This window comes from Lentimicrobium sp. S6 (assembly GCF_013166635.1).
Lineage (GTDB): Bacteria > Bacteroidota > Bacteroidia > Bacteroidales > UBA12170 > UBA12170.
This window is the reverse complement of record NZ_JABKBZ010000038.1, coordinates 23,210-44,787: the sequence shown is the minus strand read 5'-3', so window position 1 is coordinate 44,787 and position 21,578 is coordinate 23,210. Positions and strand designations below refer to the sequence as shown.

Genomic DNA, 21,578 nt, shown 5'->3' with positions numbered 1-21,578 from the left:
AACAAAAATAATTAAATTAATAACACTTGAAAGTTATTTTCGTTGAAAGAATCAATTAAATTTGCCCAAAATTTAGTAAACATAAAAAATATGAAACATATTATTTCTAAGCTCCTGACTATTTTCATGGTCTTTAGTATTTCATTAACTTCTTTCGAATCTAAAGCACAGCAATACGAAATTGTCGCCATAGGTTATTACAATCTAGAAAACCTCTTCGACACCATTGATTCAGAAGGCGTTGCAGAAGGTGACTTCCTACCCAATGGTGCTAAAAAATGGAATGCAGAGAGATATTATTACAAACTAGATCAGATGGCTAGAGTACTATCAGAGATAGCTACAGACAAAACTCCTGATGGATTAGCTATTTTTGGTATTTCTGAAATAGAAAACAGATTTGTTGTAGAAGATTTAGTAAAAACAGATGCTTTAAAAGATAGAAACTATCAAGTTGTGCATTATAACTCACCTGATAGAAGAGGAATTGACGTGGCCTTGGTTTATAATCCTGATTATTTTGAACTCACAAATAGCTATTCTGCTCCATTTATGATGGCTGATACTAATTTTAAATCTAGAGATCAATTGGTGGTTACTGGTTTATTAAAAGGCGAAGAAGTTCACTTTCAAGTCAATCACTGGCCAAGTAGAGGTGGTGGAGAAAAACGTTCTAGACCAAAACGTGTAGCCGCAGCAGATTTAAGTCGCTCGTTGGCGGATTCTTTATTGGCTCTCAATCCAAATGCAAAAGTGATGATTATGGGCGATTTAAATGATGATCCTGTTGATATTAGCGTAGCAAAACACCTAAAAGCAACAGATGACAAATCAAAATTATCTGAAGGATATTTTTATAATCCATTTATGACCAAATATAAAAAGGGTATTGGTTCATTGGCTTATAGAGATTCTTGGAATTTATTTGATCAAATCATTATGACACCAGCCTTAGTTGCTGAAGATCGTAGTACATGGACCTATTTCAAGTCTGAAATCTTTAAGAAACCCTATATGATCAATCAAGAAGGAAAATATAAAGGTTATCCTAAACGTTCCTTTGTAGGAAATAAGTTCCAAGGTGGATATAGTGATCACTTTCCAGTATATATGTACTTAGTAAGAGAAGTAAAATAATGAAGATAAGAACATTTCTATATTTTAATATTATTTTTTTAATTCTATTGAACTCCTGTACTCCTCCTCAAGAGAAAGCAGAAAAACATTATGAAATAGGAAGAAAACACTTAATTAATAGTGATTCAGAAGCTGCCTTAATTGAGTTTCAAAAAGGATTGGAATATGTTCCAAACGATGCGCTTTTATTGTATTCTTGTGGAAATTGTTATATGAATTTTCGGGATTATAATACTGCTATTGAATATTTCACAAAAGCTATTGAAAATAACCCCAAATATGATGACGCCTATTTTAACAGAGGAAGAGCTTGGTTTTATTTAAACGAGAGAGATAAAAGCTGTGAAGATTACCAAAAAGCTCAGGATTTAGGTCGCCCTAACCTAGCCGATTTATTAAAACATTGTAAATAATCGAAGATGAAGACCAAACAAATACCTAAGAAGATAAATGTAATAACCATGGGATGTTCCAAAAACCTAGTGGATTCAGAACATCTAATGGCCCAGCTTAAAGCCAATAAAATTCAAGTGATGCATGAGCAGGATAATGAAGATTACGATGCTGTTATCATCAATACCTGTGGATTTATTGCAGATGCCAAGGAAGAAAGCATTGATATGATACTAAATGCTGTTGACGCCAAGAGAGCTGGTCATCTGGACAAGGTATATGTGATGGGCTGCCTTTCGGAAAGATATAAAAACGAGCTCCCTTCAGAAATTACAGAAGTGGATGGATATTATGGAGCTACCGATGCCGACATCAAGAAAATCACGGAGGGCATTGGTGTAGAATATAGAGATGAGTTGGTAGGTGAAAGAGAATTAACTACCCCTTCTCATTATGCCTATTTAAAAATATCTGAAGGCTGTAATAGAACCTGTGCCTTTTGTGCCATTCCTAAAATTAGAGGAAAACACAAAAGTATTGATATGGATATCTTGGTAAAAGAAGCCCGTTCTATAGCTGCAAAAGGGGTTAAGGAGTTGATTTTAATTGCTCAAGACCTAGTTTCTTATGGAATAGATATCTATAAAAGACTAGCCTTAGCAGAGTTGCTTCGCGAATTGGTTAAGATTAAAGGCATAGAATGGATAAGACTCCACTATACCTACCCTAACAACTTCCCTCTTGATGTTTTAGAACTCATGAATTCTGAAAAGAAAATAGCAAACTATGTGGATATTCCTCTTCAACACATTAACGATAGAGTACTTAGAGACATGAAGAGAAATCATAATTCAGAAACCACTAGAGGATTAGTAAATAAGATGAGAGAAACCGTTCCTGGTGTAGCCATTAGAACGACCCTTATCGTTGGTTTCCCAGGTGAAACAGAAGAGGAGTTCCAAGAATTAAAAGAATTCGTAAAAGATTCAAGGTTCGATAGAATGGGTGTATTTACCTATTCTCCCGAGGAAAACACTACGGCCTACGATCTCAAGGATGACGTACCGGAGGCGGTGAAACTAGAGAGAAAAGAAGAACTCATGCAACTTCAGCAAGGTATCAGCCTAGAAATCAATCAAAATAAGCTAGGAAAGACTTACAAGGTAATTATAGATCGGATAGAGGACGAGCACTACGTGGGTAGAACAGAATTTGACTCTCCAGAAGTAGATAATGAAGTTTTAATAGAATATGATAGTTGTGATTTACAAGTAGGGAAATTCTATCAAGCAAAAATCACACAAGTTGATTCTTTTGACTTATATGCACAAATAGTTTAATTATTTTAAATCATTTTCTTGGAGTTTATATAATATTTCTTAAATTTATATGTTCTTTAATTTGAAGAACCTTAATAAAGAACCCTAGCAAATATTAGATTAATATCATGGCAACCAAAAACTCTCTTGTCTTACTAGTAGACGATGTCCCACAAAACATACAAGTTTTAGGAAACATTCTCAAAAATCAGGGCTATTCATTTGCATTAACAACGAATGGTAAAGAGACTTTTGAGCTACTTGCCAAGAAAACTCCAGATATCATCCTATTAGATATCATGCTCCCTGATGAGGATGGCTTTAGTATTTGTGAAAAATTAAAAGCCAACCCTGATTTAAAACATATACCTATCATTTTCTTAAGTGCCAAGCACGATATTAAAGATAAAATCAGAGGTTTTGAATTAGGTGCCGTAGACTATATCACCAAACCATTCGAAGACATTGAGGTTATTGGCAGGGTAACCAACCACCTTCAAGCCAAACTTGACCGTGATAAAATTGAGCAATACAACCACGAACTGGAAGACATGGTGGAGCAAAGAACTCAAGAGCTTATCATTAAAGAGCGAGAAAGTATTCTGGCTCAATTTATGCAAGGTGTTATTCATAATGTTAGAGGTCCTATTACCAGTGTAGCTAATGGTATGGATGTTATAGATATGATGAAGGACGGCATAGAACAAGAAATTTCTCAAAGTGACTTACAAGACAGTATAAATGATGAACTCCAAGAAATATGGGAGCTGAACAAGCTGAACAAGGAAAAATTAGAGGCGCTATTAAAGGATTTAAAATCCATGCTAAAAAAGAGCCGAACCGACCATAATGAGGAGATTGAAATAACTGATCTCAATAGAATTATTGAACAGGAAATTGATTTCTTAAATGTTGATTTAGAGTTCAAAAATCAAGTAAAAAAAGAAATCAACTTATCTATAGAACCTCTTCCTATTAAAGTAATCACTGCAGAAATATCTCAGCTATTTCAAAACCTAGTTAAAAATGCTATGGATGCTTTATATCAATATGAAAATAAAGAGATTGATATTGAAACTGGAATCATAGACCAAATGGCCTATTTTAAAGTCAGTGATAATGGCCCTGGAATTCCACCTGAATTATTAGCTCGTATTTTCGACCCTTTCTTTACCACCAAACCCAAAGAATGTAAAGACGATTCAAAGGCCCCAACCGGTACTGGGATTGGTCTTCGATTTTGTAAGAGTACTGCCGAAAGCTATGGTGGTTCTATATCTGTAGAGGTCAGCAAAAAAGGAGGAGCTTGTTTTATGGTCAAGCTCCCTCTTAATAAATAAATATCTTCTACTTCTTTAAAAGAATTCTAACGCTAAAAACCGCCAACAATCCCATCATCATTACCATAATGATATGATTAGATAAAGGAACTGCGTTTGGATTATAAGTTCCATACACATTTATGCATAAGTCTATTTTATAGTCAGTATCCTCACCAACTGATAACCAATCTCCATCATTGCCTGAACCACTAATCCAAGCTACTCCGGATTCTATATATGGGTCAGAATAGGTTTCTAAATACATCTCCACTGGTATTGGCCAATCATAAGAAGGGGTATTGTATTTTACTTTGATATATAATTCGCTCCCCATAAGTACAGAAATAGGCTCATCTAAAGCATAAGTATATAGACCAGGATGTTCAGTTGTTTTAGCTGAGACTTGCCCAATCTGATTACTTAAAACACCAGAAACAGCATCAAAATCTGAATATATCTCCATTTCAATACCTGTTCCATAAGCCATAGCATAAGTACCAAGCTTATCGATGAACAGATTCTCTGTAACTTCATATTTCACTAAAGCATACCCGTCTTCACTTCCATAACCATAGCTAGAATAATTCCCTAACTCATCATACAATAATACTCGACTATCCTCACTATAGATCTCAAAACTGGGGAAATAAGCATTATAAATCAAAAACTGACTGTCATTATAGCTTGTGTAAACAAAACCATCCTCACCCCAAGAAGTTCCATAAGTATTTTGGCATATCCATGCACCAACGCCACCATCAGTGACTTTATTATCATCCCAACCTACTATGTTAAATACATGATTTACTTCATGGGTTCCACCATAATAGTAAGTATTTTCAGCATCATTAAAATATGTCGCATTATAATATATCAAAGACCATACCGAACCATTGTCCATAATCAACTGCTTAATGGAATTCATATCACCAGGTGGATACCTAGATTCTCTCACTAAAAAAGCGGGAGCTTCTCCCACAGGACAATTCACCCCAGGTTCTGATGTGCCCCCGGGATGAGGATCCTGCTCCTCTAGTAAAGGCCCAGATTGACGAGCAAAATAGGCTGTCGCCATCCATGCATTACCATTTGTGGAACGCCCAGGGAAAAACTCATGACAATATTTGAGATTATTATCAGACAAATTATACAATCCTTGCTCCAAAACTAACATTCTAGATTCCACTGTAGACATAGATGAATAAGCCCAGCACCCGCCAGATGACTGGGTTTTTACAGGAGGTAACACTCCCAATCCTCTTAAATCATAGGAACTCGGAAAATCTTTAGAGGAATTTGACGAGAATGCTGCATACCCTAACTTAACAGGAAAAGGAATACCACCTGCCTCTATTTCACTTTCTGCTTTTATATGCTGATTTTGAATAGCTTTAGTAAATTCTGGATTTGTAGGATTCAACCCTACTTGGGCAATGCTTCCTAGGCTAAAAAAAACTAGGAATGCCAAAATAAAAGTATTTTTCTTAATCATGCGTTTTTCTTTAAGTGATTTCCAAAGATACTAAAATAATAAAATTGATGAGGAAGGAAAATCAAAAACCAGATTATGAGTATAAAAAAAAAACGCAGTAAACCAGAAACAAAATGAGTTAAAACCTCCTCTTATGAACATCAAAAGTTTGCTGACTAACAAAAGACTCTATCTTTTTGGCTATCACTACGAAAACTTTTAAATCATTTTTCTCGAACCACTTAAGTGCTATAGGAGTACCGCGAGAGGCATCAGCTAAACGAATCAGAAACTTAAAATTATATTTATACAGCCACATAATGGCTTTTTTATCGTTATGGATGGCACTATCGAAAACTGCAAATTGTGGATAGCCATTTTTCAACAACCATTTTACACTTTCCTCCCCTCCTCTAATCGACTTGGCCAAAACACCAAGTTCTGGGTACTTATTTTCCATCAAGAAATGGAAAAACTTTTCATTGCCACTAATGGCTTCACCAAAAGCTAGTAAAATTTTTATGGGGTAAGTTTGTAGATGTCCTCTTTTCATGGATTACAAAAATCGGAAAAAATGGCTTAACTAAAACGGTCTTTCTGCAGAGAGTTGAATTTTTTGATCTTTTTCACAAAGTGCTCGTATACTATATTTCTCTGATACATCATCGAAACCCTATTTTGATTCAGATCCCTCCTCTTTTGATATAAAGACGGGAGTGAACAGTAAAACTTAAGATGAGCTTTAAGAATGGCATAGGTGTCTTTATAATCTCCATCAATGAAAAATTTTATCCCTGCGACTCCATCCAAAACCAAACGCCAGAAAAAAACAGGGATAAGTCTTTTACCCTCTAGATTTTTATACAAGAGATAAAAATTATTTCTAAAGTTAAGATATGTTTTTTTAGGATTACTTTTATGCAATGTGCCACCACCAACATGATAAACTACCGATTTTCCTTCATAAAAAATCTTATACCCAGCATTCTTAGCACGCCAACAAAAATCGATTTCCTCCATATGTGCAAAGAAATCATCGTCCAAACCTCCCAATTCATGATAATGTTCTGCACGCACAAACATGCAGGCTCCACTGGCCCAAAAAACCTCTATCGAATCATCAAATTGTTGGTGATCCTCTTCTATCTCTTGAAATATACGTCCTCTACAAAATGGATAGCCATATTTATCAATATAACCTCCTCCAGCACCAGCATATTCAAATTCTTGTTTCTGATGAAAGGATAAAATCTTAGGTTGACAAGCTGCTATCTGGGCATCACCATCCATCAATTGAACAATAGGCTCTATCCAATTGGGGCCGACTTCAATATCACTATTTAACAGGACGTAATATTGAGCATCTATTTGCTTTAGTCCCTCATTATAACCTTTTGCATACCCTCCATTTTCACTGTTTATCACTAAATGAACTTGAGGATAGTTTTCCTTTAAGAATTCTACAGAGTCATCTGATGAGTGATTATCAGCTACAAATAATTCCGCATAGTATGGAATATTTTTCAGGACAGAGGGAAGGAATTTCTGAAGGAAACTTTTGCCATTCCAATTCAGAATAACCACTGCAACTTTTAACATAAAAGGTTTGTTTTTGAGTGGTCTCTATCTTGGGTTATTATATAATTCACCAGAGCGACCTTCGTATCTATCATTATCGGGAGCATCAATATTTTGCAATTGATCTCGATGTAAATAGGATTGCCAATGTGTATTGCTAATTTCTCCAACTACGTTTGAATGCAACAAAGTGTATCCTTTATGAATAAGATGAGGATTATAGAAAACAAATTTACCATTTCTCTGGTTCCCAATTTCGTAATAATGCCAAATTTGATAAGGAACAGCACCTTCATGTCTTCCGCCACCGCTTTCATATTCTTGATCGGCTATGGTATTTGGAGGACCATACTGTAAATACACCCTCCCCATATCAGTAGCATAACCTGGAACGTATTTATTTCCAAAACTATTATTGGTTTTAATTACTTCAATTTGATATGTTTTCCAAGCATTTTCAGGGTCATAAGCATCCTTGGATTTCCAGAAATAGTTTAAAAATCTTCTTTTTTCATCTTCACTAGCCGTAGGAAGTGAATTCTTGATAAAGGCTCTTTCTGAAGGGCTTGCTATGGGATAAACACAACTAATTAAGCTTGTTAGTGAATCATCGCTAAATTTATTCACAAACGAATTCTCTCCTGAAATCATAGCTAGCAATTGCTCATCAAATGTTTGTAGCGTATTATTCACTTGAAATAATGTTTTTCTTGCATCTAGAATCTCATTATTTTTGTTCCTCAGTTCAATAACCAAATTATAATTTCCACTATTCAAGTTAGAAATATCAAATTTATTTAGAAGAACATTAACCGTTTCTGCATCCATTCTTTTTCTAATCACCAGTTCATTTGATACCGTTGAGGCATTTGTTTCTGAAATATATGCGGTCATTAAGAATTTCTCCCCTTCCCCTAATATTTCTTTAGCATGATAAATCTCGGTATAGAAAGTCAGTTTTTCCTCATGGTCTCCATAATAATTGGAAACATGAGGAACCATATCGTAACCATTTTTGGTATTGATCTTCCATTCAGTACTCTTAGTATAAGACTCTATAAATTGCACATCACTCATTTGAATTTTTTCGGCATTGAATTCAAGATCAATACTACCTCTTGCTTTATTAGGCTCCATGTCTAGATTAGCATCTGCAAATTCAATATCTAAGCTGTAAACTCCGTTGCTTAAGAAAAAACGCTGCTGATCTAAAAAATTCAAGTTTAAGTCATTTGTATCTTCAACCACAGGACTAGTTAAAATCGTTTTACTAAAATCCACAATACTATCATTTCGCTTAAACATTAACAAAAGATTCACTTGAGAATAATAGTTACCCTCTTCATTTTTCACCAGCTTAAGGCCATTCATATCCACCGATAAGTAGGTTTCAACATAGGAACCTAATTCAGGGTTGTAAAATTTAGCAAAGTTCAAACTTGCATTTAAATTCTGTGCCATCAAGAATGATAATGGCAATAGGAATAATACAGTAAATATAGACTTTCTCATGATCTTTATGTTTGTGCATATTTGTGAGTACAAACTTACGAAATATATGTGTGGAGCAGCAAACAAAAAACGTTAACAATAAAAAAGCCTTTCACATTTCTGTAAAAGGCTTTAAGCTTGGCGGAGAATGAGGGATTCGAACCCCCGGTACCTTGCGGTACAACGGTTTTCAAGACCGCCGCATTCGACCACTCTGCCAATTCTCCGCTGCAAATGTACACTTTTTTCCCATTTTGGTGCACCCTAGTTTATTTTTTTTTACTTTTTTTTATATCGATTTATTTCTCAATAATTTAAGATTGAAAATATTTTTATTTTTCTAAAAAACAGCCAAAATTGATGCTAATTTGCGGCTTAATTCACTCCTTTTTCAAACTAATAATCACTTGTTTTTTTTGAAAAAGTAAAAATCGAGCTCTTTTTAGGCCATTATATCCACATCATTCCTTCTAATTTCTCATCGGACAAACACATAAAAAGTATAATGATGGACTTTATTTTTTTATTTCCGATCCTATTTTTGAAATAATTAAATCCAATAATTAAAAATAAACGGACATTTGTTAAATATACAAAATCGGGGAGAATCACCCCATTGATACAATTTCCCCCACAAAAGATATCTTTTTACGATTTTCTCTTAGTTTCAAAAATAAACAAACCACACAACCGTAATCACCTCATTGTCTACATCTTATTCATTTTCTTATTATGTGTCTCACTTAATTATAAATTTAATAAGATGATTGGCACGAATATTCATTAGGCTAAATCAAAATAAATATCAAACCATAAAAAATAGATATCATGAACACTAATAGTATTTGCTCTTCTTGCCGTCACGAAAATGATTGTCAATTCATCAAGAACTCCATTGGAAACATCCTCGAATGCGAAGAATTCGAATTAGAACCTGTAAAAAAGGCTACACAAATTTTAAATGAACAAAAAGAGGTATGTGACAAAGCATACAGTGGATTATGCAAAAATTGCTCTGAACGTTGTAACTGTTTATTGCATGCTGAAGATTCAGTAATCTGGCATTGTGAAGAGTTTGCCATTTAATTAAATCCTCCCTTGTACTAGAGCTATGAAGTATCAACAAAAAATAGATGCATTTATTTTTGAGCTGATTAAACGCAATCCCAACGAAAGTGTATTTCATCAAGCTGTGTACGAAGTAGCAGAGAATATCATTCCCTTTATAGCAGAGAATAAAAAATATCAAAACCATTTAATCTTTGAAAGATTAACAGATCCTGAAAGAGTATTGATATTCAAAATAATTTGGGAAGATGATAAGGGAGTAGTACAAGTAAATCGAGGCTATAGAGTAGAAATGAACTCCAGCTTAGGTCCATATAAAGGAGGAATACGTTTTCACTCCTCTGTTGGCCTCGATTCTTTGAAGTTTTTGGCCTTTGAACAAGTGCTAAAAAACAGTATTTCCACTTTGAATTTTGGCGGAAGTAAAGCAGGTTCCGATTTTAGTCCTTTTGGGAAATCTGACAAAGAGATCATGCGTTTTTGTTATGCTTTTATGTCAGAAATATTTCGATATCTAGGTTCAGATACAGATATATGTACTGATGATATTGGAATTGGAACAAGGGAAGTAGGCTATCTTATTGGCCAATATAAAAAATTAAGAAAACAATTTAACGGTATTTTAATTGGACATGGACAAGACTGGAGTCAAAAAACAATAAAACCTGAAGCTACAGGTTTTGGATTAGTCTACTTTGCACAAGAAATGCTTTTGAATAAAGGTCTAAATATAAAAGGAAAAAGAGTTGCCATATCAGGGTTTGGAAATATAGCATGGGGTGCTGCTAAAAAAGCCAATGATTTAGGTGCAAAAGTAATTAGTATCAGTGGACCAGATGGATTTGTATATATGCCAAATGGAATCACTGATGACAAATTAGATTTTATTCTTCAGCTTTATAAGTATGATAGCGTAGAACCATTTGCCGAAAAATATAATTTCGATTTCTATCCAAATGAAAAACCATGGAGCATCAAAGCTGATATTGCACTTCCTTGCTCTATTCAAAACGAGTTATTAACTGAGGATGCAGATATGCTAATAGAAAATGAGTATCTATTGCTTGCTGAAGGAACCAATATGCCATGCACCAAAGAAGCAATTAAGACCATACACCATTCAGGAATACTATATGCACCTTCAAAAGCCTCCAGTGCAGGAAGTATGATTGTTTCTGGAATAGAATCGACTTGTAATGCTATATCAGACTCCTTAACAGAATCAGAGATCGATTTGAAGCTTCAAGAAATTATTAAGTTAATACATAAAAATTGTCTTAAATATGGAGAATTAGAAACCGGAAAAATCAATTATCAAAAAGGAGCAAATATTGCTGCTTTTGTAAAAATAGCAGATGCCATGCTAGATCAAGGACTAGTATGAGCATTGAAAAAATAAAGTTGGGTGTTTTCGAATTCACAAGTTCTGTAAATCATATTAGTATATCTTTTTGCACTCCTATTTTGAAGAAATTTAAAAAGGTGAAAAAGATAGTTAAAACAAAGAAAGTTCAGAAAAACACTCACTAAAGATCAATTTCATTTCATTAGCTTTGGGTTTGGGTAGGTGTAAGGTCCTCCCAAACCCTTTTTTTATTTCAAAGATGATTAATTATGACAAAGGACAAGCAGCATCAACTAGAATTTAAGCTCCAAGAAAGAATAAAAGAATTGGAATGCCTATATGATATTGCACAATTATCTATAAAAAAGGCCACCAGACCGCTACACGAAAGTCTTGAAGAAGCTATTCCTATCATCAAAAAAGCATGGCAATTTCCTGAAATCACTGAGGTTTGTATCCTATTTGACCAAAAAAAATATAAATCCAACCAATTTTCAGAAGGAATTAGTTTTCAAGAAGCTCCACTCATTGTAAATGAGATAAAAAGAGGATTCCTGAAGGTTTCATATACTGAAGCAAAACCAAATGAACAAGAAGGACCTTTCTTATCTGAGGAACGTTCACTTATTAATACACTTGCCCAAGAAATATCATCTAATATAGAACGCTTTGAGAACAAAGAAGAAAAAAAGCTTTTAGAGCAAAAACTACGTCATTCCGATCGCCTAGCTACATTAGGAGAATTGATAGCAGGAATAGCACACGAATTGAATGAGCCTTTGGGGAGTATTTTAGGATTTGCCCAACTTATTGAAAGCGAAAACCCAGGGAATAAGCAATTAGCAAATGATATTTCAAAAATAATACAAGCTTCATTGCATTCACGTGAAGTCATTAGGAAGCTTATGCTATTTTCAAAATATGATGAGCATGAGAGCGAAAGTGAAATGATGAATATTAATGAAACCATTGCCAATGGACTATATTTACTTGAAACCCGCTGCAAAAAAGAGGATATTAAAATTGTAAAGTTAATGTCCGACGACTTGCCAAACATACAGGCCAACGAGACACAAATCAAGCAGGTGATTGTCAACCTAATGGTAAATGCTATTCATGCCATGCCAAATGGAGGACAGCTGTTACTTCAGACTACTTATGATAAAACAGGAATCTACCTAATCGTTCAAGACAATGGCACTGGAATAGCAGAAAATCATTTGCAGAAAGTATTCGACCCCTTTTTTACTACCAAAGAAGTAAGTACAAGCACAGGACTTGGCTTATCTGTTGTACATGGTATTGTTAAATCATTAAATGGCAGAATCAATGTAGAAAGTCATCTTGGGGTAGGATCTCGTTTCGAATTATATTTTCCTTTTAAAACGAACCATCATGAATAGAAAAAACAAATATCAAATACTAGCTGTTGACGATTCACTAGAAATGCTAGAGCTTCTCAGACGTAATCTAAAATCCTGCGGATATAATATTATTACCGTTTCTTCTGTTATTGATGCCACCAAAGTCTTAGAATCCACCGAAATAGATTTAGTAATTACTGACTTGCAGATGCCTCAGATAAATGGAATTGAATTGATTAAGCATCTGAAAGAAAACTACAAAAACACTGGCATCCTAGTAATAACAGGGTACCCATCGATTAAAAACGCAGTTGAAACGGTTAAATTAGGAGCCAACGATTATTTAATAAAGTCTTTTACAAGAGATGAGTTGATTAATGCAGTAGAGAAATCATTGCTAACTGTAGAAAACCAAAAAGAAAAAGAAGAAGAAAATCATTATCAAATTCAAATCGATGGCATCATTGGTAATTCAAAGGCTATGCAAGCCATTTTCAAAGATTTACTCAAAGCCTCCAGAATAAAAACAACCATACTACTTAATGGAGAAACCGGAACAGGGAAAGAATTAGTAGCTCGCGCTATTCACTATAACAGCAAAGAATCTACTGCTCCATTTATACCTGTTAATTGCGGAGGAATCCCTGAAGCATTATTAGAAAGTGAATTATTTGGATATTTAAAAGGAGCATTCACCGGAGCAACAGAAACCCGTGGAGGCTTCTTTCAAGCAGCTGATGGTGGTAGTATTTTTCTTGATGAGATTCATAATACAAGCATGAGTATGCAAGCCAAGCTCCTGAGAGTATTACAAGAAAAAGAAATCAATATGATTGGCTCCAATCACGCACAAAAAATAAATGTAAGAGTGATTGCTGCAGCTAATGTAGATTTATTCCAATTGGTGAAAAAGAAACTTTTTAGAGAGGATTTATACTATCGCCTAAACATTATCCCTATTAGCATACCTCCCTTAAGAGAACGCGACGGTGATATCAACATTCTAATCAGATATTTCTCACTAAAATACGCCAAAGAAAATGGTCTAAAAAACCCCAGATTTACCGACAGAGTGCTTCAGATATTGAATAATTATGACTGGCCAGGAAATGTCCGCGAATTAGAAAATATTGTTCATCGTTTGGTAGTCATGAGCGATGGCTCGAAAATCGATGTCCCAGATCTTCCTGTAATGATGCGACACTCTATTCAAAGTCATAATAATTTAAATAAAAGCTTAAAAGAGGTGGAAACAGAACATATCCAGATGATTCTAGCATACGTTGGTGGGAATAAAACCAAAGCTTCAGAAATACTAGGTATAGATCGTAAGACACTGAGAGAAAGACTCAAAACCATTGAAAACAGCTTAAATTTAATTCAGGAATAATTTAAAAAACAATTAACATTTTCTGTTTAATAAGTTTCAATAGCTTTTACAAAAATCAAGGGCTCGACATCCTACATTTGTACATATCACATTATAGAAAATGAGCAGCACAACCGACGAAACAATGTTAAAGGCCTTATTACATCTTTTGGATGATCCAGATCCAGAGGTGTTTTCTGAAATAGAAAATAGAGTAATAGAAATAGGTCCCAAAGCTCTTCCTTATTTAAGGGATGCGGCTGAAGGAAAGATCGACCAACTTGCGGAGAATCGTATTAGCACACTACTTAATAAAATCCAATACAATAAAACGGAGACTTCATTATTAAGCTGGAAGAAAAAATCGGACCAAAAATTGATTGATGCAGCAGTTATACTAAGCCAGTATCACTATCCGAATTTAAGTACTCATGATATCCAAAACCAAATTGACAGACTAAAAAAAGACGTTTGGCTAGAACTTAACGAAGAGTTTACACCTCTTGAAAAGATTCATATCCTGAATCATGTATTCTACAAAATATATAATTTCAAAGGAAATAAAACCAATATCAGCCATCCCCAAAATAGCTTATTAAAAGACCTTCTGGAAAATAGACAAGGTAATTCTGTGATATTAAGTATACTTTATTTAGAAGTTGCTCAAAGCCTTGAACTTCCTGTTTTTGGAGTTAACCTTCCTGAGAATTTCATTCTGGCTTATTTAAACTCTGGTCAGTTGCACAGCGAATCAAAACCTTTATTCTATATTAATCCATTTAATAATGGAATTGTGTTTACTAAAGAAGACATTGATACTTTCTTAGGTCAATTAGATTTGGAACCCAATAAAGAATACTTTGAGCCTTGTAATAATAAAGCCACTATAAAGAGGTTAATGAATGAGCTCATGCAATCTTATGAGCTTTCTGGTGATATAAATCAATCGGAAGATTTTAGACGCTTGATGTCTAAATTTGGTTAGGCATTAACTTTATAAGATTTTTTCTTTAACAGAATTTTCCCAACAGAAATGAGGATGACTCCGACAATGGATATGACACCTCCAGCTACTTGATAAATTTCTGGAAATTTTCCAAAATAAACATAAGCGCCTATCAATACGATAATTCCTTTGGTACTACCTAAAATACTTACCCTACTCACTTCTAAATATTTATAAGCTTGACAACCTGCGGTGATGGTTAAAAATGGTCCTAGAATACTCCCAATAAAAATATTCCAAAGCGCAAACCAAGTTAATCCCCAATTTAATCCTTGTATCATCAATACAGAGAATGAAAAAATAAAAAGGAAAACATTTCTACTTAAAGCCAGAATCGAAGGCCCTAATTTTTTCACATTTTTCTTAGTTATAATAGCGCTAATTCCATAAAAAAACGAGCTGTACAAAATATACTCCGCTCCTTCTACAAACATTGAAGACAAAGTTGTACCGCCCTGATAGCTAATTATAAAAGCACCCACAATAATTAAAAAAATACCGAATATTTCAGGCTTATTATATCTTTCTCTCAAAATGATAAAACCCAATACTGTTACAATAACAGGATTGATATTTCCTAAGAAAGAGACAATGGCAGGATTCGAAAAAGTAGAAATAGAGAGAAAGAAAAAAGTAGTTCCTGAAATTTCTAACAAACCCAAAATCAATAGGATTATGAAATCACGATTTTTTAGATTCTTAATTAGTTTTAACTTCCCTGTTTTGGCTGCAAATATAGAGTTCCAAATAAGTCCAAATAGAAACCAATAAAAACCAAAAACAGCTAAACTAACCTCCCCTAGTGCCGCTTTACTGAAAATATAAACATTGGAGGTTGCAAAAACTGCAATAAATGCAAATAAATATCCCTTGGTAGTATCTTGTAATTTCATGGTTATTGTGTTGCGGCAAAGGTAGATTTTTTTTCGGACGGTGGGTGATGGTTGTAGGATACTGGGTGCTGGGTACAAAAAAAGCTCTACTTCAAGTTTTGAAATAGAGCTTCTGTTTTGACATTAACCGGTTAGATTAAATTCTTGTCTTTTAGGCAAGATAAAATAACATTGAAAGTAGTTTCAATATCGTGATCTAAACCAACAGAAAAACGAACTAAACCTGGAGACATTCCCATTGATAATTGAACATCTTCTGGAACTTCACTACTAGTTGATTTACCAGAGTTACTAAATAGAGTTTTGAAATAACCAAGGCTTACCGCGTGGTAACCAACACCTCTAATTTGCATGCATTCCATAAGGTCAGCAGCTCTTTCGGCAGTTTCCATATCAATAGCAATCATTCCTCCATAACCGAAATCTTCATTTCTCATGCTATTCATCAAATCATGATCTTGATGTTCAGTCATACCAGGATAATTGAATCTCAAGCCAATTTCTTTAAACTTTTTAGCTAAGAACATTGCATTCTTACTATGCTGCATCATTCTAATATGCAGAGTATGCAGATTTTTAAGAATGCTCGAAGAGCGCATAGGATCTAATACAGGACCTAATAACATGGCAGTTCCATCATTTACATCACTTATAGCATTTATAAAATCTCCGCTTGCACAAATAGCACCTGCAACACAGTCATTTTTACCATTGATGAATTTTGTCATAGAATAACAAACAATATCCGCTCCTAATTGATAAGGAGCAAAAATCATTGGTGTAAAAGTATTATCAACTACTAATTTAGCACCATGCTTATGAGCTATTTCAGATAATTTTGGCATATCAGAAATCTGAAGCATTGGATTAGTCATACTCTCAGTATAAACTAACTTGGTATTTGGTCGGATGGCTGCTTCAACAGCCTCTAAATCCGAAATATTTACGAAAGTAACATCAATATTAAATTTAGGAAGATAGTTTTTTAAGAAAGCGTAAGTTCCACCATAAGTAGTCACACTAGTAACAATATGGTCACCAGCACTACATAATTGTAATAACACTGTGGTGATAGCTCCCATGCCAGAACCAGTTACCCATGCACTTTCTGTGCCTTCCATAGCAGCTAAAGCTTGTGCTAAATTTAAATTTGTTGGGTTCCAATGACGAGAATAAAGGAAACAACCTTCGGCCTCACCGTGAAATGTATCTAACATGGTTTTGGCAGTCATAAAAGTAAAAGTACTACTATCAGTTATGGAAGGGTTTACACCTCCGAACTCACCAAATACTTCTTGTCTTTGTATATTAGTTGCTGGATCAAATTTCTTTGTGCTCATATCATTAATTTTTTTATTGTTTCTATGGAACAAAAGTAAATTATGTAAGCAATAATGTCAATATATCTAATTTATTTAAGCATTTATGCTATTTTTGCTTACATATTGAAAGCATATCCCTCAATATTATAGAATTTATTAAATAAAATCATAGAATGAGTAAAATTAAGTTTCAAATTGATTCCATGGATAAGCAGATTTTAGACATTTTGATGGAAAACGCAAGGACTCCAATCACTTTAATAGCTCGGAAACTTAAAATTTCGGGTGCCGCTATTCATCAAAGGTTGAAAAAACTAAAAGACGCTGGTGTCATCACTGGTTCTAAGTTTGCTCTTTCTCCTCAAGGTCTTGGGTACCATTCCTTGGCTTTTGTGGGTATACAGGTTAACCTAACTTCAGGACAAACTCACCACCAAGTTTTCGATATGATATTAAATATCCCTGAAGTGGTAGAATGCCATTCCATTACTGGTAAATACTCCTATATGCTGAAAATTTACGCCCATAGCAATGAACATTTGAAGAAAATTCTGGTAGAGAAAATACAATCAATAATAGAAGTGACGAGTACAGAAACCTTTCTTTCTTTAGAGGAGGGTTTTAATAGGGGATTGCCTATTGAGATACAATCCTGAGCTTCACTTCATGACTTTTTAGCTGATGGAGTAATTCAAGTTTTTTTTTGTTAATCAACAACAAGTAATAAACAAAAAAGCACCTAATAGATTTAAAACAATCAATTAGGTGCTCACTCATCTTATAAAACTTCTTACTCTGGCTTATCTTCAATGATATCAGCATCGGAGATGGTTTCTTCCTTTACTTTGGGAAGTTCTTCCTTTTTAGGCTCCTCCTTTTTGCTTCCCTTTAAATAATCAGGTAGTTCCATACCTGCCATTTGGAAAATCTCATCGAATGGAGGAAGAGAACCTAACATTCCTGAAAGGAAATTTGCTGTAGATGGTGAATTCCCATCTTTACCGGAGCTCATACTATCCCAAACTGTGACTTTATCGATTTTAATATTCTTAATCGCTTCCACTTGCTTCTCAACTAATTCTGGAAGCTTATCAGCTATCATTAGCATTACCGCATCACTACTACTTTGATTTGCAGCACCCACAATGGCTTTAAACCCTTCTGCTTGCTTAGTCAGAATCTCATAATTACCTTTAGCTTCAGCAGCCATTTTTAAATAGATAGCATCGGCTTCCCCTTTTGCTTTTCTTCTAATTTCTTCAGCCATAGCTTCCGCTTCAATGACTATTCTTTGCCTATCAATTTCAGCAGGAATAATAATATCGGCTTCTTGGCTTGCTTTATCTCTTAAAGCTCTTGATTCTTCAGCCTTTCTTTCAGCAGAATAAGACTCCTCCAAAGCCTGTGCTGTTTTTACTTTTTCAGCAGCAATAGCAAGCCTTTCAGCTTCCGCTTCTTTTGTTCTTCTTTCGGCATCGGAATTGGCAATGGTAACTTTAGCTAAGTTTTCTCCCTCAACGGCAGTAGCATTGGCTTCAGAAGTTTTAATTCGCTCATTTCTATTGGCTTCAGCTTCCCCAATTTTAGCTTTAGCAATTGCATCAGCAGTAAGTGTACGCTCTTTTCTATTGGCTTCAGCCTCCCCCACTTTTGCTTCGGCGGTAGCATCTGCCACATTAATACGCTCTTTCTGCATGGCAATAGCTTCTCCCACATTGGCATCGGCATTGGCATCGGCAACTTTTATTCTTTGTTCTCTAACCGCATTGGCTTCACCAATAGATCCATCTCTAGATTTTTCAGCTACACTTTTCTTAGCTTCATTAATAGCATGAGCAGCAGCTTCTTTACCCAAGGCAATAATATAACCAGACTCATCTTTAATGTCGGTTACATTCACATTGATTAATTTCAAACCAATTTTTTTCAATTCAGCCTCCACATTGGAACTTACAGCAGCCAAAAACTTATCGCGGTTATTATTAATCTCTTCAATATCCATGGTAGCTACTACCAAACGTAACTGACCAAATATGATATCTTTAGCTAAATCATGAATTTGATCCTGACTAAGACCCAACAAACGCTCTGCTGCATTATTCATAATACCCGGCTCTGTTGAAATACCAACTGTGAAACGAGAAGGAACGTCAACTCGGATATTTTGTCTACTTAAAGCACTGGTCAGGTTTACTTCAATGGAGATAGGAGTTAGATCGAGAAATTCATAACTCTGCAGAACAGGCCATACAAATGCTGCTCCACCATGAATGGTTTTTGCAGATTTTCCACCTAAAGCAGTAGATTTTCCTATCTTTCCATAAACAACCAAAATACGGTCGGAAGGACAACGTTTATACCTTTTAAATAACGAAACAAGTAATGTGAATATGGTGACAATAACGACTATTGCTGCCACTAAAAAATAACTGGTACCCATAATTTTTGATTTTTTATATTAGTCTATCTGTTTATTTGCTTTTTGTAACCAGAAGTAGATTTCCATCAAAGACTTTAGTCACAGTAACTACCATTCCAGTCTTTAAATCCTCTTCATCATCAGTTACGGCATCGAGTTCTCTTAAAGATCCTTGAATTTTCACTTGAACTTTACCAATACTTTCTCGTTTAGCTTTTATTGGGATATAAATACTTGCAGTTTTACCCACAGCATTTTTCATATTCAAGTTTCCACTAGCTGTTAGTTTGCTAATGGAATAAAATAAGAATGTCATTAAGACCATCATTAAAAGTCCACCAATAACAGAAATAAGAATCGTAGTTAGGTTAGAGTTTCCGTTTGCAATACTTCCTAAACCCGACCATCCAAAAACGGTCATAAAACCAACTAAGTTTCTAAATGTAAAGAACTGAAAAGGAATTCCTGTATCTGTTTCCACATCAAAATCTACATCTCCATCGATATCTGCATCCATATCTCCTAAAACAAATACAGAAATCATTTGTATCAAAAAAAACACAGAAGAAACAATGGTTACCATCCAATAAATCTTTTCGATGGTAGTTAAGTCGCTAAAAAATTCACCCATAAGAATTGGTATTTTATATTTAAAATGGAAAAAATGTCCACATGCTTTTTAATGAGCTAGCAATTTATAAAATATTTAGATATCTTCAGGTACTATTTAAAAAATTAATCTGGCGGAATAAATAGCCTCATAATAATTATAAAAGACTCCTCACTACATATCGAAGTGACAAGTATTTAGGCTATAGGGAAGGAAGACGGGTTTTGGTTTTTTCAATGGCAAAACCAAAGCCCTTCTTCCTGTCTGATATATCATAATACATGGTCTCTCTGAACGAAATGCAATGCAGGTATTGAGCCCTGGCGAAATGAAGTGAAGAATTTAGTTTTTAAAAATGGAGTTTGTATAAGACAGGATTGTAGTCGAACGTTTTTTTCATATTTGCGCCTATCAATTGTAATCTATTATTGATTGCATTTATAAAAAAGAAACAAGCCAAAGGAGTAAACCTCTGACTTGTCCATTCAAAATCAAAACTTAAATATTAACCTCTGTTCGATTCGGTTATTTTTTCTTTGCCATACCAGAAGGATTGGTATTGGCAGCATTATTCGACATCTGATATAATGTACGATCAGTAGCATCACTAGGAACAGCACCAACCAAAGGTTTTAATAAAAATGGAGCCGCACTATTATCAGGTTGTGGTTCCACAGAAATCACCACCGTTTTTCCTGCTAAATCTGTTGGAAAAGATACGCCATTTGGCGCATTCATCAATAAGTCTTCTCCAGGAAATGGAGGCGCATCTGCACTCTGTCCGCTATAAATATCGGATTGGTCTGCACCAGAAGTTGATAAAAATCTACCTGTACTAATTGGAATTCCATCTACAACAGCCCATCCTTCATAAGCCCAACCGGCAGGTAAAACTGGTAAATCAAGACTTGCTGCTGGTCCTGCTGAAGGATCTAACCACCATACTCCGCTATTTTCATCTGTTTCGGAACCTCCATCGGTTGGAGTTGCCAGAATATAGGCTCCAGTTGAACTTGAGAAGTCATTGCCAAGGGCCGCGCCATGCGCCACACTTAAGGAAGCAGAACCTCCATCAATGTCACCTGCTAAAACATGAACACTACTTGGATTAGGATCGGTATCTCGGTTGGGTTCGATAGTTAAAACATAGGTTGAAGCTGCATTTAAATCACTTAAGGCCACTTCAAAACTCGTTTTACTCATCATACCTGTAGCATCTACTTCAAATACTCCAGACGAAATGGCTTTACCATCTACTATAATCCAACCTTCATAGGCATAATCACTACCCAAATCTTCAAGGCCAGAGATTTCAATATTTAAATTCCCATTGGTACTTACTGGAGCCTCCTCATCTTTCTTACAGCTTGTTACAAAAACTAATGCCATTAAGGCCAATAGAATAATAGATTTTACTTTAATCATTGTGTTTGTGTTTTAATGTTGCTTACTATTTCTTTTAAGTCCATTT

At 34.8% G+C, this 21,578-nt stretch carries 19 protein-coding genes and 1 tRNA gene; 10 read left to right on the top strand and 10 right to left on the bottom strand.

All coding sequences use genetic code 11. The features are described from left to right. Positions 1 to 90 precede the first annotated feature (90 nt). From HNS40_RS13235 to HNS40_RS13220, 4 genes are all read left to right on the top strand, one after another. The gene (locus tag HNS40_RS13235) at positions 91 to 1,137 is read left to right on the top strand and encodes an endonuclease/exonuclease/phosphatase family protein (RefSeq protein ID WP_253916349.1); all 1,047 of its coding nucleotides are present in this window, start codon (positions 91 to 93) and stop codon (positions 1,135 to 1,137) included. Then, the gene (locus tag HNS40_RS13230; RefSeq protein ID WP_172281580.1) at positions 1,137 to 1,550 is read left to right on the top strand and encodes a tetratricopeptide repeat protein; all 414 of its coding nucleotides are present in this window, start codon (positions 1,137 to 1,139) and stop codon (positions 1,548 to 1,550) included. Before HNS40_RS13235 ends, HNS40_RS13230 begins: the two co-directional genes overlap by 1 nt. Before the next feature lie 6 nt (positions 1,551 to 1,556). Next, a complete protein-coding gene (rimO, locus tag HNS40_RS13225; protein ID WP_172281577.1) occupies positions 1,557 to 2,870 on the top strand; it encodes a 30S ribosomal protein S12 methylthiotransferase RimO in 1,314 nt (437 codons plus the stop codon). A 107-nt stretch (positions 2,871 to 2,977) separates the two neighbouring features. Beyond that, positions 2,978 to 4,189, top strand: coding sequence for a hybrid sensor histidine kinase/response regulator (locus HNS40_RS13220; RefSeq protein WP_172281574.1), 1,212 nt, complete (start codon positions 2,978 to 2,980; stop codon positions 4,187 to 4,189). A gap of 7 nt (positions 4,190 to 4,196) precedes the next feature. Here HNS40_RS13220 and HNS40_RS13215 read toward each other — a convergent pair whose 3' ends face one another. The 5 genes from HNS40_RS13215 to HNS40_RS13195 all read right to left on the bottom strand — a co-directional run bounded on the left by HNS40_RS13215 (position 4,197) and on the right by HNS40_RS13195 (position 8,938). Next, entirely contained in the window at positions 4,197 to 5,663 is a 1,467-nt protein-coding gene (locus tag HNS40_RS13215; protein WP_172281572.1) for a C1 family peptidase, read from the bottom strand. 118 nt (positions 5,664 to 5,781) lie between these two features. Beyond that, a complete protein-coding gene (locus tag HNS40_RS13210; RefSeq protein ID WP_172281569.1) occupies positions 5,782 to 6,195 on the bottom strand; it encodes a hypothetical protein in 414 nt (137 codons plus the stop codon). 26 nt (positions 6,196 to 6,221) lie between these two features. Next, the gene (locus HNS40_RS13205; protein WP_172281567.1) at positions 6,222 to 7,241 is read right to left on the bottom strand and encodes a glycosyltransferase family 2 protein; all 1,020 of its coding nucleotides are present in this window, start codon (positions 7,239 to 7,241) and stop codon (positions 6,222 to 6,224) included. A gap of 24 nt (positions 7,242 to 7,265) precedes the next feature. Beyond that, positions 7,266 to 8,732 (bottom strand): GWxTD domain-containing protein, encoded by a 1,467-nt coding sequence (locus HNS40_RS13200; RefSeq protein ID WP_172281565.1) that lies wholly within the window; start codon positions 8,730 to 8,732, stop codon positions 7,266 to 7,268. A 118-nt stretch (positions 8,733 to 8,850) separates the two neighbouring features. Then, positions 8,851 to 8,938, bottom strand: a tRNA-Ser gene (locus tag HNS40_RS13195). Positions 8,939 to 9,539: 601 nt separating this feature from the next. Between HNS40_RS13195 and HNS40_RS13190 the strand changes: the two genes are divergently transcribed. The 5 genes from HNS40_RS13190 to HNS40_RS13170 all read left to right on the top strand — a co-directional run bounded on the left by HNS40_RS13190 (position 9,540) and on the right by HNS40_RS13170 (position 14,842). Continuing rightward, positions 9,540 to 9,797 carry a hypothetical protein gene (locus HNS40_RS13190; protein ID WP_172281563.1) on the top strand — a complete coding sequence of 86 codons (258 nt, stop codon included), beginning with the start codon at positions 9,540 to 9,542 and terminating at the stop codon, positions 9,795 to 9,797. A gap of 25 nt (positions 9,798 to 9,822) precedes the next feature. Then, the gene (gdhA, locus tag HNS40_RS13185) at positions 9,823 to 11,163 is read left to right on the top strand and encodes an NADP-specific glutamate dehydrogenase (protein ID WP_172281560.1); all 1,341 of its coding nucleotides are present in this window, start codon (positions 9,823 to 9,825) and stop codon (positions 11,161 to 11,163) included. A 230-nt stretch (positions 11,164 to 11,393) separates the two neighbouring features. Then, complete coding sequence (locus HNS40_RS13180) at positions 11,394 to 12,527, top strand: sensor histidine kinase (protein ID WP_172281557.1); 1,134 nt, start codon at positions 11,394 to 11,396, stop codon at positions 12,525 to 12,527. Next, complete coding sequence (locus tag HNS40_RS13175; protein WP_172281555.1) at positions 12,520 to 13,878, top strand: sigma-54 dependent transcriptional regulator; 1,359 nt, start codon at positions 12,520 to 12,522, stop codon at positions 13,876 to 13,878. Before HNS40_RS13180 ends, HNS40_RS13175 begins: the two co-directional genes overlap by 8 nt. Before the next feature lie 100 nt (positions 13,879 to 13,978). Then, positions 13,979 to 14,842: a transglutaminase-like domain-containing protein gene (locus HNS40_RS13170; RefSeq protein WP_172281553.1), complete on the top strand. Its 864-nt coding sequence runs from the start codon at positions 13,979 to 13,981 to the stop codon at positions 14,840 to 14,842. On the opposite strand, the gene HNS40_RS13165 is transcribed toward HNS40_RS13170, so the two are convergent. After that, entirely contained in the window at positions 14,839 to 15,756 is a 918-nt protein-coding gene (locus tag HNS40_RS13165; protein WP_172281550.1) for a DMT family transporter, read from the bottom strand. The two genes, HNS40_RS13170 and HNS40_RS13165, sit on opposite strands and share 4 nt — an antisense overlap. Before the next feature lie 131 nt (positions 15,757 to 15,887). After that, positions 15,888 to 17,096: an aminotransferase class I/II-fold pyridoxal phosphate-dependent enzyme gene (locus HNS40_RS13160; protein WP_172281548.1), complete on the bottom strand. Its 1,209-nt coding sequence runs from the start codon at positions 17,094 to 17,096 to the stop codon at positions 15,888 to 15,890. Positions 17,097 to 17,251: 155 nt separating this feature from the next. Here HNS40_RS13160 and HNS40_RS13155 point away from each other — a divergent pair, with 155 nt between their 5' ends. Beyond that, the gene (locus HNS40_RS13155) at positions 17,252 to 17,734 is read left to right on the top strand and encodes an Lrp/AsnC family transcriptional regulator (RefSeq protein WP_216663689.1); all 483 of its coding nucleotides are present in this window, start codon (positions 17,252 to 17,254) and stop codon (positions 17,732 to 17,734) included. Between the two features lie 134 nt (positions 17,735 to 17,868). On the opposite strand, the gene HNS40_RS13150 is transcribed toward HNS40_RS13155, so the two are convergent. The 3 genes from HNS40_RS13150 to HNS40_RS13140 form a co-directional block, all read right to left on the bottom strand. Next, positions 17,869 to 19,518: a flotillin family protein gene (locus HNS40_RS13150; RefSeq protein WP_172281546.1), complete on the bottom strand. Its 1,650-nt coding sequence runs from the start codon at positions 19,516 to 19,518 to the stop codon at positions 17,869 to 17,871. Positions 19,519 to 19,549: 31 nt separating this feature from the next. Continuing rightward, positions 19,550 to 20,128 (bottom strand): hypothetical protein, encoded by a 579-nt coding sequence (locus HNS40_RS13145; RefSeq protein ID WP_172281544.1) that lies wholly within the window; start codon positions 20,126 to 20,128, stop codon positions 19,550 to 19,552. A gap of 504 nt (positions 20,129 to 20,632) precedes the next feature. After that, on the bottom strand, positions 20,633 to 21,532 hold the full coding sequence (locus tag HNS40_RS13140) for an anti-sigma factor (protein WP_172281541.1): 900 nt from the start codon (positions 21,530 to 21,532) through the stop codon (positions 20,633 to 20,635). Between the last annotated feature and the right edge of the window lie 46 nt (positions 21,533 to 21,578).